A 16,175-nucleotide genomic window follows, 5' to 3' on the forward strand; every position below is an offset into this window, starting at 1 on the left:
TTAAAATTATCAATATGAACAATCTAAAACTGATATCAAAATATCAACCTGCTGGTGACCAAATTGCGGCCATCGCTGAATTAGTTGCTGGTTTAGAAGAACAAAAAAAGCATCAAATTCTATTAGGAGTAACCGGGTCTGGTAAGACCTTTACTATTGCGAATGTTATTAATCGAGTAAATCGACCGGCATTAATTATTAGTCATAATAAGACCCTAGCAAGCCAATTGTACACGGAGCTAAAAGAACTATTTCCAGAAAATCGAGTGGAATATTTTGTTTCTTATTTTGACTACTACAAACCAGAAGCTTATTTGCCGAAATCTGATTTATATATTGAAAAAACTAGTAAGAATAATAAAGAATTAGAAGCAATGAGGATGTCGGCTATTAATGCTTTAAGTATTCGTCATGACACAATTGTCGTGGCCTCAGTTGCTTCGATTTATGGTGAATTTAATCCGACTGAATATCGTAAAAACTTTATGCCAATTGAAAATAATTTAAAAATTAGTCGGAAAGACCTCTTAATTAGATTAATTCAAATGGGCTATGAGCGTAATCAAGGAGAGCTTAGTCGCGGTCAATTTTATACTAAAGGCGACGTTATTGAAATATGCCCAGGTTACAGCTCTGATTATAATATTCGTATTGAAATGTTTGGTGATGAGATTGAAAATATTTCATTAATTGATTCATTAACAAAAAATTTAATAAAATCCCAGAAATCATTAACAATTTTTCCAGCCACAACTTATACAGTTAATCCTAACAATATTGAAAGTATTTGTGAAGCGATAAAAATAGAACTAGAAGATCAAATTAAATATTTTAAACAGGAAAATAAATTATTAGAAGCGCAACGAATTAAAGATCGTACATTGAATGACATTGATTCAATTAAGGAATTTGGTTATGTTAATGGAATGGAAAACTATGCTCGATATGTTGATGGTAGGGAAGCCGGCCAACGTCCATATACATTGTTTGATTATTTACCTGACGACGCTATTATTTTTATTGACGAAAGTCATTTGATGATTCCGCAATTAAATGGAATGTATAACGGTGATCGTTCAAGAAAAGAAACATTAGTTAAATATGGGTTTAGATTGCCATCTGCACTAGACAATAGACCATTAAAATTCTTTGAATATGAAAACTTTTCGCATCCTAGAATTTATATGTCAGCAACACCAGGTGAATATGAACTTGATAAAACCGAAGGCGAAGTTATTACTCAATACATTCGTCCGACTGGTTTGCTTGATCCAATTATTGAAATTAAACCAAAGAAAAATCAAATTATCGAACTTTATGATTTAATTCAAAATCAAATTAAGAAAAAAGAAAAAACTCTAATTTTAACTACCACAAAAAAGAATGCCGAAGAATTATCACTTTATTTTCAGGAACAAAAAATTAAATGTGCTTATATTCATGATCGTTTTAAAATTTTTGAGAGAAATGAAATTCTTAGAGGACTTAGAATTGGTAAATTTGATGTGGTAATTGGTATTAATCTATTGCGTGAAGGAATTGACTTGCCTGAAGTTAGTTTAGTTTGTATATTAAACGCTGATAGTGCTGGTTTAATGCGAGATACTCGAAGTTTAATTCAAATTGTTGGGAGAGCTGCGCGAAATGTTAATGGAAAAGTTATTTTCTTTGCAGATGAAATTACTAATAGTATGAAAGCTGCAATTGAAGATAATAAACATAAACGTAAAATTCAAAATGAATATAATCAAAAGCACAATATAATTCCGCAAACTATCATTAAAGCAATCCCTAAATCCGAACATGATGACGAAATTTTTGATAAACTTTTAAATGAGAAAGATTACACCAAAATGATTCATAATAAAAAATTTATCAATTCAATGATTTATAAAATGAAAGATTTAGCTAAAAATAAAAAATTTGAAGAAGCGATAAAAATCCGAGATTATTTAATTGAACTCGGAGTGGATCTTGAAAAATAATTTTAATATCACAGTAAACGCTGTTAATTGTAAGAAATAGAAAAGAGTTATATTATGGGAATACCAATAGGGGCTAGTTTATTTTTATTTTTGTTAGGTATATTAGTTACGGTAATTTATGTATTAGTAAAAAAGAAAACTTTAGACATTGAGCAAAAAGATGTTAAACGTGCATTTGATCCAAATAAAAAAAGGCATTTTATCCCTTCTAGAATACAAAAAGAAAATCTTTATGATCCTTCCTGGCTTGAAAATAATTCTTCAACTAATGAATATGTAAAAATTTATTATGAAGTGATTAGAAAAATGCGTCAGGAAACTAATTTTAGGCATATTGTCGCGCCATATAATAAATTAGAAATTGCTAATTATGTTAATAATTCTATAAATCCTAAAAATGGACTTTGAAATTATCAAATACACCACATTGATGAGATTAGAATTTCTGGCACATTTTTTTCAACAATGCCCGAATATGAAACATCATTAGCAATCTTAGTTAGCACAGAAGAGCATTTCTTCTTACATTATTTAATTGTTATGGCTAAAACTACATCTCCTAATGGTCGAATTTTAAAAGAATTTGGTGATTTAGAAATAGGCCTTGAATATTGAGTTGAAATGGCTAGAAAATATTGCCTAAAATATGGTTTAAAATATGATGATAAATTCTTAGATTTAATTTTTATTGAAAGAGAAATGCATGAGATGCTAGTATAGAGGCATCTCTTTTTATTTTAATTTTATTTTTGACAAATTTATATGACAACAAATATTTTCTTGTAGAAAAGATAAATTTATTATAAAAATCTCACAACGTCGGTTGTGAGAGTAATTATAAATATTTATCAATTAGTATTTTTTTCATTCATATCAAAATTCATTTTTATCTTCATCTTTTTTGATTGCTATTTGATAAGTTTTTGATAGAGCATTTCGTTCATTAAAAATTGCCATGTATTGACGGTAATTTGTAATAGTTCTAGCATTTTGTTTTCAAATTTGGTAGTTGTCATTAGCGTTATTTTTATCTAAAATATCGCTAATTTCATTGTCATCAATTTCATTATCATCATTTTGATCGATTCATATTTTAATATTTAGCTTGCCATCTTTTTCAATATATTTGTTAATTTCATTTATACCGACTGAATCTGAATAATAAGCTACATATTCATAATTACTTTGATTTTCAGGATATATAGTTTTTTCAGTGTAGTTATTAATTTTACCTTCAGTGTATGTTTGATTTCAATATTTTTTAGCAATAAAATTGTATTGAGTCGGATTTAATTTAATTTTTAGTGGATCTTTATTTGCTGAATTTATTACAAAACTAAATTTATGATTTGGAATTGAATTATTTAGAAAATTTTTATTAATTTTTAGATAACCACCAAAATTAATGTTATTGTAATCTTTTCGATCTTCAGTTCATTTGCTTGTATCACTACCAATATAACTAATGGCTTGGCGGTATCCCATTAAATCAAGATAGGCTTTAAATAAACCCTTAGCACGTGAATTTTCTCCAGCAATATTAATGTATGGATATTCTTCATCTTTAGTGTAGTATTTTTTTAATTCCGGATCAAAAACTCAGTTATTAGAAAAAATTTTAAAATTACTCTGATTTTCACCTGTTGCATCAAAACCAATTGTTTTTAGAATATCATCTCCAATGGCGGTTAAGTAAACATCAGAATTAAAACCCCTAGATCCAAAACCTGAAAAATATAAATAATTTAAATAGCTATTACTATTTTTATATAATTTAGGGTTTGCTGTATATGAAAGTTTCAAAAGTTCTCTTGGCACTAATTCTTCAAATGAATAAAGATATCTAATTTTGTCGGGATCTGTTTTTTTACCAAAAAATACTCTATTGCTATCATTATTGTTAAAGAAATAATTTGATTCTATTCTACCAAGTGTTTTAAATCTTATTCTATCCTTAAGATTGCTATCATAATTTAGATTTGAAAATTTAAACAAATCATATGAACTAAATTCACGAAAGATGGGAGTTCCATTAGAAATGTGGAAGTCTCTTCGATTTCTTACAAAATTTTGATTTTCAGTGTAACCTAAATTTGTTCTAAATTCAGTTAAAAATTTATTATTATTGGCCTCAATATTAGTAACTAGTTCTCTTCTTTTTTCATCGCCAATTTTATAAACTAGATCAGTATTAGCATTCGGATCTGATCTTTTAGTACTTTTGTTATACACATTATCGATGTGATGAGTATATTCGTGAGCTAAAACCGAAAGAAGCATTTCAACTTTTTGTTCAACTGGTCATTTGGTAAATGTCCCATCTTTTTTAACAATACTATCAATAAATAAGTAAATACTAAATTCAGATGGTAAATAAACTCCGTTGGCATTACTTACATTAGCAAATGGAATTTGTTTATTGATATATATGGTATTTAAGGAATTTAGTTCTGGTCCGAAATTTACACGTTTTTTAAAAAGTTCATTTAATCTTTGAATTCCTTCTTCGTTTAAAAAATAAATAAGATTTCCTTCTTGATCTCTAGCAACTGGGTATTCAATTACTGATAAATTTCCAAATTTATATTCCTTGTTAGCAACTAAAAGACTTTCATTTTCACTGCTATTAATAAGTTTAGTGTTAAATCTTTTTGCATCTTTGCCATCTGAGTCGATAATTGTAATTTTCGGATTCGATAAATCTTCAAAACTGTCTTTAAAATAGTGGTATCCAACATATCCAAGCCCACCAACAATCGCGATTCCAAAAAGAAATAGTAAGAATTTAAAAAATCCACCACCCTTTTTTTTCTTATTTTTGTAACTATCATCAATACTTTGTTCTTGAATAGAATTTTGATCATTCGAAGTTTGTTTTTCTTCTTGATTTTGGTTTTCTAAGTTATCATTAGGGTTATTTAAATTCTCATTTTCATTATGTTCATTTTTTTTATCATCTTCATTCATGCCTATACCCCTTTGAATAAATTAATAAATAATATTTTAATTCAAAATCTAAAAATCATAAAACTAAATTTAAAGAAATAGTCCATAATCATTGATTTAAACATTTATTTTTTCACAAATATTGTTTATTTTATTTACCTTTATAAATTAATATATAATAATATCCAATATGTTGAGAATTATTGCTGGAAAATATCGTTCACAAATCCTTAAACAGCCTAGTAAAAATACTACTCGACCTACAATTGACCGAGTACGTGAGGCGATTTTTTCATCTATTCAATTTGATATTGAAAATAAAGTTTTTTTAGATCTTTTTTCTGGAAGTGGTTCATTTTGTTTAGAAGCTCTTTCTAGAAATGCTAAAAAAGCAGTTTGTGTTGAACGTGATTATAATGCCTATAAAATTATTTTAGAAAACCAAAAGAAATTAAGAGAAGATAATCTAAAAGTTTTTAATACTACAGCCCAACGATTTTTAGAACAAAATCTAGATTATAAATTTGATTATGTTTATTTAGATCCACCATTTGCTGATAAAGAACTTTTGTTGTGATGCTTAGATAGCATTTTTGAAAAGCGAATTTTAAATGATAAAGGACTTGTAATTGTTGAAACTGATTCTGGTGATTTTTTGGCAAGCAACAAGGTGTATAATATTATTAAGAGCAAAAAATATGGTAAAATATTTGTCTATTACATCGCTTATACACAATTGAAATAATATTAATGACAGGAGAAAACATGGATAAAAAATTAATTATATTTACTGGCCCCAGCGGCGTAGGGAAGGGTACGGTTGAAAAAATTTTATTTAATCAAAAAGATTTAAAATTAAAACTTTCTGTTTCGATGACTACAAGACAACCACGTGAAGGTGAAGTGGATGGTATTCATTATTATTTTGTTTCAAAAGAGACTTTTAATGCTTGTTTAACTGATAATCGCTTAATTGAATATTCAATGCATTTTGATAATTATTATGGAACTTTATATTCTGAAATTGACCGAATTTGTGAACAAGGTAAAATTCCGTTTCTTGAAATTGAAACTAATGGTGCTAAACAAATTTTAGATTATTATAAAAAAATGGGGAGACAAAATGAGGTATGCTCAATTTTTCTAATGCCTCCTTCATTTACCGAGCTTGAAAAAAGAATTGAAGGTAGAAATACTGAAACTGAAGATTTAATTGCTAAACGACTAAGTAAGGCGCAAGAAGAAATTGCGTTTTCAACTTTATTTCAACATGTCGTAATTAATGATGATGTCGAAGAAGCAGCTGCTAAAATTCGCGAAATAATTTTAAAGGAATTCAAAAAAGTTATTGAAGGCAAAAAAGAAAATCAAACTGAGGGGAGAAAAGCTTAATCAGTTTATGAGATATTGCATTAATTCAAATATTGGAATTGTTAGAAGTGAAAATCAAGATCGCGGCGATATTGCTTGAAACGAAAAGTGAACGCTCGCCATGTTATGCGATGGTATGGGTGGACATTATGGTGGCGCAAAATGCGCAGATTTAACCATTAATTTATTAAAAAAATATTTTAATGATTCATTTTTGGTTGATACAGCCTTTGATGATAAAAATAAAATAATTGATTGATTTAATGCAGCCTTAAGTTTTATCAAAGAGAATTTAATAAAATTTGCAAATCAAAATCCAGAATTTAAAAGTATGGGCACGACATTAACGACTTGCCTAATTTTTAACGCTAACAGAATGGTATATGTTTTTAATATTGGAGACTCTCGAACTTATGTTTATAATGGTCTTCTTCATCAAATTACCAAGGATCAAAATTTGTATAATCAAATGATTTCTCAAAAAATTTTAGACACTGATTTGGCTAGTAAACATCCCGATGCTAATAAGCTTGTGAGTTGTATTGGACCGAGTACGATAATTAGATATGATAATTATATTATTAGGCCAAGTTCTAATATCAAATATATAATCCTATCTTCAGATGGACTACATGATTATGTGGATAAACCAGTCATTGAACAAGTTATTCAAGATGTAAAAAAAACATTAGAGGAAAAAACTAAATTATTAATTGAATATGCTAAAAGAAACTTATCAAAAGATAATATTACAATAATGATAGTGGAGTTGAATGATGATGAAAAAAGAATTGGATAATTATCCAGATTTAAATAGCAAATTTACAGATTTTGAACTAATTGGCGAAGGTGGATTTGGTCAAGTTTATTCGGCTGTATATAAAAAGGATAATAAGCGCTATTCAGTTAAAACTTTAAGATTTGATGCTAATCAAACCGAATCTAGTAAACTTCGTTTTATTAATGAGTGTAAAGTTCTTAGAAAAATATCTAGTCGTCATGTAGTAAAAATCCTTATGTATCATATTGGAGAAAAAGAATCATATTATGTAATGGAACTAATTCATGGTGAAGGACTCAAAAATATTATTCGCAAAAATCAAAAACTTTTACCAGATATTGCCGTACTATACGCAAAAGAAATTTGCCAGGGTTTAATTGATATTCATAAACAAAATGTTATTCATCGTGACCTTAAGCCAAGCAATATTTTAATCGAAAATGGTACTAACAATGTTAAATTAATTGATTTTGGAATTTCCTTAGATGAAGACACTATTCGAGTTACAGCGGCTAATAAAACAGTTGGTTCAGTTCAATACATTGCTCCGGAGATTCTAACTCAAGCTCAAGGACCATCAATTTATAGCGATATCTATGCACTTGGAATAATTTTGTACGAAATGCTTGTTGGCAAAGTTCCATTTTCATCCACAGACCATCAAAATATTATGCTTATGCAAATTAATTCGCCAGTTCCTAGAATAGAAAATGTTAATATCACAATTCCCCAAGCACTAGAAAATATAATTATTAAATGTACTGCCAAAAAAATTTCACAACGTTATGAAAATTGTCAACAATTACTTTTAGATTTAGAGACTTGTTTAGATCCAAAACGTGCTAATGAAAGACGTTTGGAACTTACAAATAATTCAGTAAAAAAAGGTATTAGTAAATTCTTCAAAAGTAAAACTTTTACCATTCTATTTTTTACCATTGGTGGACTAATTATTTTAATTACAATTATTTTCTTATCATTATGAGCTGGAGAGGTGATATAAATGCCAATAGGAAAAATTGTTAAATCAGTGGCTGGGTTTTATGATGTCAAGGATTTCGAAAGTAAACAAATCTATCGGGTAAGAGGGAGTGGTAAACTACGACTATTAGATTTTAAGCCGATTGTTGGCGATTATGTTGTATTTGAAATTGGGAGTTTTATTAATAAAATTTTAGAACGAAAAAATTTCTTTATTAGACCTAAAATTGCCAATGTTGATCAGGCAATTGTTGTCATGTCATTAGTTGAACCGGAATTTAGTTATTCTTTAGTTGATAAATTTTTAATTATTGTGGAAAACAAAAACGTTAAGCCTATTATTGTTTTAACAAAAAAAGATTTAACTTCAGATTCTAAAATTGAATTCTATAAAGACCAAGGGTATGAGGTTTTTGAAATTAATTATCAAACTAAAACTGGTTTTGACGGACTTGAGGAAATTTTTGAAAATAAAACTAGTTTTTTTGTTGGTCAAACTGGTGTTGGTAAAACTACTTTGATTAATTATTTAGCTAAAACACATTTTGAAACTCAAGCAATATCAAAATTTCTTAACCGGGGAAAGCATACTACTAGAGAAGTAAGTTTAATTGAATACAACGGTGGTGAAATTATTGACACACCAGGATTTTCTTCAATTGAGTTCGATTTAACAATCGATGAAATCCCTAAGGCTTTTTATGCTTTTAGAGAGGCTGCAAAGTTATGTAAATATCGAAGCTGTCATCACTATCGTGAGTCGGAAAACGATTGTCAAGTTAAAAAGCTAGTAAGTGAAGGTATTATAAAAAAAGAGCGATACTCAAATTATCTAAGTTTCCTAGAAAAAATATTAGAAAAAGAAAAAACATATTAATTAAGGAGAAAAAATGAAAAAGCTTAGTCCATCTGTTTTAGATGTTCCCAAAGAAAATTTAGTTGACTATATAAATACCCTAGTGAAATGGGGAGTGCATAATGTACACTATGATGTTATGGACAATATTTTTGTTCCTAATCACGCACTAAAATTAGATGAAATTAAAAAAGTTCATGAACAGTGTGCTAAACATGTGATGGATATCCATTTAATGGTATCAGAGCCTTTTAAATACTATGAAATGTATAAAGGAATTGGCGATATTCTAACTTTTCATTATGAGGCTTTCAATAACAATGAACTTAATGAATTAATTGCCACGGCCAAAAAAGATAATGTCAAACTAGGATTAGCTATCAAGCCTAACACTAAAGTTAAAGAAATTTTGCCATACATAAAATCATGTGCCCTAATTCTAATAATGAGTGTTGAACCTGGTTTTGGTGGTCAAAAATTTATTGAAACAAGTCTTGATAAAGTTAAAGAAATTACTGATTTTATTCACAAAAATAATTTAAATGAAACTATCATTCAAATTGATGGGGGCGTTAAAGACATCAACATCAAATCATGTTTTGAATCTGGTGTTTCATTAGCTGTTGTCGGTTCTTATTTAGTGAAAAATTTTTCAGAGGAAACTGTTAAAAAATTAATTGCTTAGTTTCAATGATATAATAATTACATTATGTTTTCAAATACTCAAGAATCAAAAATGAATAATGGGTTTAAAAGATCATTATTAGTTTTTAATGTTCTAGCCATTATCATTCAAATTATTCAATTAGCACTTTTAATAAATTATTTTGTTACTTTTTTATCGTATTTAAATAATCAAGATAGTACAAAAACTTTTTCTCCATTTGCTAGTTTAATTCCAATATATATTCTATCGCCGATAATAACTGTTTGCTTTATTCTAAATATTTTTGCGATGATTCGCGCTTATAAGGTTCATAATAATCTCAAAATTGCTATATTGTTTGGATTATCATTATTTATTGCCATTGGAATATTAGGCTTGATTGCTACAATTCTCCTTATAAAAGAGGAAAATAAGAAATTAGCTAATAGTAATGGATATTCAGAAAATATGGACGATATTCCTGAATTACATGATACAACTGATAATAACAATGATTCTAGAAAAGACGCTTAAGCTTGCTTAAGCTTTTTATTTTTAATGTAAATTAAACAAATACTTATATACAAAAATTACTTTTATTTTTTAAAATTTACTTTTTTTAAGTTTTATTTTTTTTAAAAACACAAAAAAAGTGAATATATTTTCTATAATTAAAATGTTGATTTTGTTAAAATCATTTATGTTTTTATCTTCAACATTAAAAAAACAAAGGAATTTTATGAACAAACCTGTCAAAAAAGCAATATTGGCATTTAATATAATCTCTATTATAGCTTCACCTATTATCTTAGGTTTATTAGTTGCTATAGTTTTATTATTCAATTCTGAGAGAACAGAATCTGAATCAACATCATTTTTATTGAAAATAATAGCAGAAATTCTAGCATTATTGCTATTTTTAACCCTAAACTTCATAGCTTTTGTGTTAAATATAATTGGCATTACTATCGGATTTAAAGAAAAAAAATCCACTGCCGGGATTATGTTTATTTTATCAATTGTCTTTAGTGGTTTAATGGGAATATTTGGAATAATAGGATCTGTTATGCTATTAAAAGATTATCCAAATAACCAACAAAGATATAATAATAATATGTCAAACTCAAATAATATGAATAGAATCTAAATTATATAAAATACATTCAAATACAATTTGGGTGTTTTTTATTTACATATTTTTTAGTTTTATAAATAATTTATTATAGGTTTCTTTAAGTTTATTATAATTATCGATATTAATTTTTAGTAATTGATAATGTTTTCTAACAACATGAATTTTATTATCAACTCACTTATTTCATATTTTGTCATTAGTATTGGTTTCTTCATTTTCAATATTTTCGCAAAGCAATTCAACTGATACAAAATTAATGTTCATTAAGCGAATATTTTTTTCAAATTGCGATTCTAATTTAATTATTAGATAATTTAGATCATCTTTGATATGTAATCTGATTTCATGCGAGAGTTTAGCAAATTTTTCTAGCAAGCCTTGGATAGTTGCACATGTTTTTTGAAATTTTAAATCTAGAGTATTAGCTCGAGTTAAAACTTTTTTACTTAGTTTAGTATTTAGATAAAAGTTTTTATCGATTTTATCATTAATAATTTTTATTTGATTATTAGCTCAAATAATTACCTGCAAAATTTTTTTAATTGTTTGTTTATTATTTTTTTTCATTTTACTAACCTTTTTAAATTCAAAATTTTATTTATAATTATAGTCAAAAAATTTAGCTAACTATCTAGAAAAATAATGCCGCTACATTTGCATCTTGGTTTGAATCTATTTTTATTTATTATCTCGAATGCATTTTTTGATCTGCATTTTTCTTAGATTTATTTAAATTAATTGCTTAATTTTTTAATAAGAGATGATAAGTAGTTAATAAATCACCAAATATGCAAAATTTTACAAGCAATAATTTTATGCAATGTATTTTAAAATTTAATTGCTAGCATTTATTTTCTTGTGCAAAATTGGAAATATAATCTAATTGCGTTTTTGGTATGATAATTTCATCCATTTATTTATTTTGTGATATTTATCTTAATAATTTAAAGCAGAAAGCATTAATAATAAATTATAAATTTTGCTGGCTAGCATATAAAATATTTTGATTTTCATTGCTATTAGGATAAAATTTTCGAATAATAAGTTGACATTTATACTATTTATTATGTTATTGTTTTTAGAATGGTTGTTTCTAAATTACTTCTAAAATTAGAAATAAAACGACATCATTTTGAAAAGATATTAATTTTAATAATGATTTAAAAAATCAAATATAAATTTAAGAATATTAGCATTTTTAATTATTTTTATAAAAATTTTTTGCATTATTTAAATTATTTGATAAAAATGTAATATGATATATGAGTATTTGTATATTTGTGTGCACATAAAGTTTGTAAATTAATAAATAATCACCATCAAATCACATGATTTGGGGTGATTTACTTTTTATATTTGTTCTTTATTTTTTTACTAATTTTAAAAAAGCGAAAAATATAACTTTAAATACTATAAAATTAATTTAGTAAAGTTTTTACAAAATCATTTTAAAAAAGGAGAATTTTATGGAAAATAAAGAAATGAAAAAACCTATGGAACCACAAGTAAGCGAAAAAAGTAGAACAGTGCTATCATTATTATCTTTTTTCTTTGGAACATTAGGAGTTGATAGATTTTACGGCGGTAGAGTAGGACTAGGACTATTGAAATTATTTACCGGTGGCGGTTTCGGAATTTGAGCAATTATTGACTTTTTCCTAGCAATCGCAGGTGTTCAAAAAGATGAGAAAAAATTACCAATTAAAAAATAAATTTTATAAATAATAAATTTTTAATAAATGATAATTTTAAAAATAATATATAAAGAGCCAACTAAAATTCTTAGCTGACTCTTTATATATTATTTTTAAAATATTTATTTGCATTTACAATGATTCTAGTCTATTATCATAATTTTTTTATAATTAGAATATTGATTTTTAATAAGTGATAATGTTTTCTTACAACATAAATTTTGTTATTAACTTATCTATTTGATATCATATTATTAATATTGATTTGTTTACTTTTAATATTTTCCCAAAATAATTCGGTAGATACAAAACTAATGGTTGTTAATTAAATAATTTTTTCAAATCGGCACTTTGATTTAATTATTAGAAAAATAATTCCTGTATAGTTTTTTAATTAGTTGCTTATTAATGTTTTTATAAATTTGAATTTTTGCTTTTAATCACCGTTAAAAAAATCCAAATTTTTTTAGGCAAAATATTTTATTTTCTTGAAAAAATAAGCATAAAATATGCATAAATTTAATTTTAAAAAATATAAAATAATTATTTTTCTATATAATTTCAATTAATAAATGTTTTAAAAGATTTTAATAGCACGCTTATTTTTGCCAATTTCCGCTTTTTTTCGCAAATTTCGGCATAAAAATTACTTTATCGGTTATTACTTCTGTTCGATTTTCCAACAAAAAATGTTTAAATAATCATTAAAAATGCCATTTTAGAAAAAAAATAATTTTTTTTAGCACTCTTTAAAATTAAGTGCTAAAATATATTTGAATGTTTGGAAAAAAATGAACATTTATGTATTAAAAAAAGGAGATTAAATATGGCAAAAGAAATAATCCTAGGTATTGACTTAGGTACAACTAACTCTGTTGTTTCAATCATTGAAAATGGTAAAACCAAAGTTTTAGAAAATCCAAATGGAAAAAGAACAACCCCTTCAGTTGTAGCTTTCAAAAATGGTGAAACAATCGTGGGAGAAGTTGCAAAAAGACAATTAGAAACTAATCCAGATGCAATTGCTTCTATTAAAAGATTAATGGGAACATCAAAAACAGTTCACGCTGATAACAAAGATTACAAACCAGAAGAAATTAGTGCAATGATTCTTGCATATCTAAAAGAATATGCAGAAAAGAAAATTGGACACGGTGTTAAAAAAGCTGTTATTACCGTTCCAGCTTACTTCGATAACGCACAACGTGAAGCAACTAAAAACGCAGGTATTATCGCTGGACTTGACGTTATTAGAATTATTAACGAACCAACCGCTGCTGCTTTAGCATTCGGACTTGACAAATCAAAAGAAGAAAAGAAAAAAATCTTAGTATTTGACTTAGGTGGTGGAACATTTGACGTTTCTATTCTAGAAATGGAACATGGAACATTTGAAGTTCTAGCAATTTCAGGAGATAACCATTTAGGTGGGGACGACTGAGATAACAAAGTTGTTGAATGAATGGTTTCTGAAATCATGGCTAAATACAACTACAATGCTAAAAATGACAAAATTGCAATGGCAAGATTAAAAGAAGAAGCAGAAAGAGCAAAAATTACTCTATCTGAATCACCAATTGCTAATATTTCATTACCATTCCTAGCTATGAATGCTAATGGACCTATTAACGCTGAATTAGAACTAAAAAGATCAGAATTTGAAAAAATGACCGAAGATCTTCTAGAAAGAACCAAAAAACCATTATTAGATGCTTTAGAAGCTGCTCAATTAAAATGAAGTGACATTGATGAAATTCTAATGGTTGGTGGATCAACCAGAATGCCAGCTGTTAAACAAATGGTAATCGAAGTTACAAACAAGAGATTAAACTCAACAATTAACCCTGATGAAGTAGTTAGTGTTGGGGCTGCAATTCAAGGTGGAGTTTTAGCTGGAGAAGTTAAAGATATTCTACTATTAGATGTAACTCCATTAACACTTGGAATTGTTGTTGAAGGAAATATTGTTGCTCCTTTAATACCAAGAAACACCACAATCCCTGTAACTAAGAGTCAAATCTTCTCAACAACAACTGATAACCAAGAAGCTGTTACAATTATTGTTACACAAGGTGAAAGAGAATTAGCTGCTGATAACAAAATTTTAGGTCAATTCAACCTAGAAGGAATTCAACCAGCACCACGTGGTATTCCTAGAATCGAAGTTAGCTTCTCAATCGACGTTAACGGTATTACAAAAGTAACTGCAAAAGATACTAAAACCAATAAAGAACAAACCATTACTATCGAAAACACTTCATCATTAACTCCTGAAGAAGTTGAAAAAATGGTAGCAGAAGCTGAAGCAAGTCGTGAAGCTGACAAGAAAAAACGTCACGAAGTTGAAGTAACTGTTAAAGGTGAACAATTAATTAACGATTTAACAAAAATCTTAGAATCAGAACAAGCTAAAAACTTAACAGAAGAACAAAAGAAAGAACTAGAAGACGAAATTGAAAGAGTTAAAAATCTAATTGAAGAAAAAGATTTCGATACACTAGAAAAAAGAGTTAGAGATTTCCAACAAAACATGGTTAGAGCAAAAGAAATGCTAAACAGAAAACCAGAAGACAAAAAACCTGAAGATTTAAATAAAAACTAATCTTTAAAAATATTAATAATATAATAATCGTGAATCCCGCACGATTATTTTTATTTATAGATAATTTATTTATGAATTTAAAAAAAGTTATGTTTATGATACAATTACTATGTACTTTGATCGTACTTATTAAATTAAAATTTAATCAATTAAACACTATTATGAATTCAAATGCTCGTGTTAATTTATTAATGCATTTGTTAGAAATAATAGGAAGTGTAACAAATTAAAATTAAGGAATATACATGCAAGAACAAAAAGACATGAAACAACAAGAAAATAAACAAGTTGAAAAAAACCAAAAAAATGCAACTATGCATAATTCATCAGAACCTACCATTGTTTCGAGAGAAAAATTACTAGAAGCCGAAACATATTTTGGTCATAGAGTTAGTCAATGAAACCCAAAAATGAAACAAAGCATTTGAGGCAAAAGAATGGGAATTCACATTATTGACATTGCCAAAACTCAAAAAGCATTGGAATATGCTTACAAACTTTTAAATAAAATGGCTCAAAAACCTACTTCATTTATTTGAGTTGGTACCAAAAAACAAGCTAAAAAAGCTATTGAAGCTGCTGCTGAAAGAACAAATTCTGTTTATGTATCAGAACGTTGATTAGGTGGTACATTAACTAATTCAACAACTATCTTTAAAAGCGTTAAAGAATTAGAAAGATTAGAAGAACTTCAAAAAGGCGGATACGCTGGATATACTAAAAAAGAAGGTCTTTTAATGGACAAGAAAATTGCTAAATTACAAAAAAACCTAGGTGGTATTAGAAAATTAGCAAACCGTGGAACAACCCCACAAGTAATGATTTGTGCATCACCAATGGATGATGATATTGCTATTAAAGAAGCAAGAAAAAAAGGTTTGAAAATCTTTTCAATTCAAGATACCAATTCAAATCCTGATTTAGTTGATTTCGCTATTCCAGCAAATGATGATTCAGTTAAATCTGTAACATTAATTATGACCATTTTAGCAGATGCTATTGCCGCTGCTCGTGGAAATGAACAATTATATGCTTACAAACCAAATGAACAAATCATTTTACCAGAAGATCCAAAACCAGAAAGAGATCCAAATACCTTTCCAAAGAGAAGAACATACTACAATAGAGAAAATAATGAAAATTCTCCAAGAGAAGAAGAATCAAAAAATAAAGAATAA

At 27.1% G+C, this 16,175-nt stretch carries 15 protein-coding genes; 13 read left to right on the forward strand and 2 right to left on the reverse strand.

The features are described from left to right. The first annotated feature begins 14 nt into the window (after positions 1–14). Both uvrB and DA803_RS06700 read left to right on the forward strand, forming a co-directional pair. Entirely contained in the window at positions 15–1,985 is a 1,971-nt protein-coding gene (uvrB, locus tag DA803_RS03045; protein ID WP_114191139.1) for an excinuclease ABC subunit UvrB, read from the forward strand. A gap of 54 nt (positions 1,986–2,039) precedes the next feature. Next, positions 2,040–2,705 carry a hypothetical protein gene (locus DA803_RS06700; protein WP_114191140.1) on the forward strand — a complete coding sequence of 222 codons (666 nt, stop codon included), beginning with the start codon at positions 2,040–2,042 and terminating at the stop codon, positions 2,703–2,705. A 132-nt stretch (positions 2,706–2,837) separates the two neighbouring features. Here DA803_RS06700 and DA803_RS06705 read toward each other — a convergent pair whose 3' ends face one another. After that, positions 2,838–4,952, reverse strand: a complete 2,115-nt coding sequence (locus tag DA803_RS06705) for an MYPU_1760 family metalloprotease (RefSeq protein WP_114191141.1) — start codon at positions 4,950–4,952, stop codon at positions 2,838–2,840. A 169-nt stretch (positions 4,953–5,121) separates the two neighbouring features. Between DA803_RS06705 and rsmD the strand changes: the two genes are divergently transcribed. From rsmD to DA803_RS03095, 8 genes are all read left to right on the forward strand, one after another. After that, positions 5,122–5,676, forward strand: coding sequence for a 16S rRNA (guanine(966)-N(2))-methyltransferase RsmD (gene rsmD / locus DA803_RS03060; RefSeq protein WP_114191142.1), 555 nt, complete (start codon positions 5,122–5,124; stop codon positions 5,674–5,676). A gap of 20 nt (positions 5,677–5,696) precedes the next feature. Further along, the gene (gene gmk, locus DA803_RS03065; protein ID WP_114191143.1) at positions 5,697–6,323 is read left to right on the forward strand and encodes a guanylate kinase; all 627 of its coding nucleotides are present in this window, start codon (positions 5,697–5,699) and stop codon (positions 6,321–6,323) included. Between the two features lie 7 nt (positions 6,324–6,330). Then, positions 6,331–7,101, forward strand: a complete 771-nt coding sequence (locus DA803_RS06710) for a PP2C family protein-serine/threonine phosphatase (protein ID WP_114191144.1) — start codon at positions 6,331–6,333, stop codon at positions 7,099–7,101. Beyond that, positions 7,082–8,086, forward strand: coding sequence for a serine/threonine-protein kinase (locus DA803_RS03075; protein ID WP_114191211.1), 1,005 nt, complete (start codon positions 7,082–7,084; stop codon positions 8,084–8,086). Before DA803_RS06710 ends, DA803_RS03075 begins: the two co-directional genes overlap by 20 nt. After that, positions 8,087–8,941: a ribosome small subunit-dependent GTPase A gene (gene rsgA, locus DA803_RS03080; RefSeq protein ID WP_114191145.1), complete on the forward strand. Its 855-nt coding sequence runs from the start codon at positions 8,087–8,089 to the stop codon at positions 8,939–8,941. 13 nt (positions 8,942–8,954) lie between these two features. Continuing rightward, positions 8,955–9,605, forward strand: coding sequence for a ribulose-phosphate 3-epimerase (locus DA803_RS03085; RefSeq protein ID WP_114191146.1), 651 nt, complete (start codon positions 8,955–8,957; stop codon positions 9,603–9,605). A gap of 24 nt (positions 9,606–9,629) precedes the next feature. Beyond that, positions 9,630–10,100, forward strand: coding sequence for a hypothetical protein (locus tag DA803_RS03090; RefSeq protein WP_114191147.1), 471 nt, complete (start codon positions 9,630–9,632; stop codon positions 10,098–10,100). A 205-nt stretch (positions 10,101–10,305) separates the two neighbouring features. Then, a complete protein-coding gene (locus DA803_RS03095; protein ID WP_114191148.1) occupies positions 10,306–10,713 on the forward strand; it encodes a hypothetical protein in 408 nt (135 codons plus the stop codon). Positions 10,714–10,755: 42 nt separating this feature from the next. On the opposite strand, the gene DA803_RS06715 is transcribed toward DA803_RS03095, so the two are convergent. Then, entirely contained in the window at positions 10,756–11,268 is a 513-nt protein-coding gene (locus tag DA803_RS06715; RefSeq protein WP_114191149.1) for a hypothetical protein, read from the reverse strand. 899 nt (positions 11,269–12,167) lie between these two features. Here DA803_RS06715 and DA803_RS03105 point away from each other — a divergent pair. The 3 genes from DA803_RS03105 to rpsB all read left to right on the forward strand — a co-directional run bounded on the left by DA803_RS03105 (position 12,168) and on the right by rpsB (position 16,175). Then, entirely contained in the window at positions 12,168–12,413 is a 246-nt protein-coding gene (locus tag DA803_RS03105) for a TM2 domain-containing protein (RefSeq protein WP_277869732.1), read from the forward strand. 808 nt (positions 12,414–13,221) lie between these two features. Then, positions 13,222–14,997, forward strand: coding sequence for a molecular chaperone DnaK (gene dnaK, locus DA803_RS03110; RefSeq protein ID WP_114191150.1), 1,776 nt, complete (start codon positions 13,222–13,224; stop codon positions 14,995–14,997). A 245-nt stretch (positions 14,998–15,242) separates the two neighbouring features. Then, on the forward strand, positions 15,243–16,175 hold the full coding sequence (gene rpsB, locus DA803_RS03115; RefSeq protein ID WP_277869733.1) for a 30S ribosomal protein S2: 933 nt from the start codon (positions 15,243–15,245) through the stop codon (positions 16,173–16,175).

The organism is [Mycoplasma] phocae, from assembly GCF_003332325.1.
Classification (GTDB): Bacteria; Bacillota_I; Bacilli_A; order Mycoplasmatales; family Metamycoplasmataceae; genus Metamycoplasma; species Metamycoplasma phocae.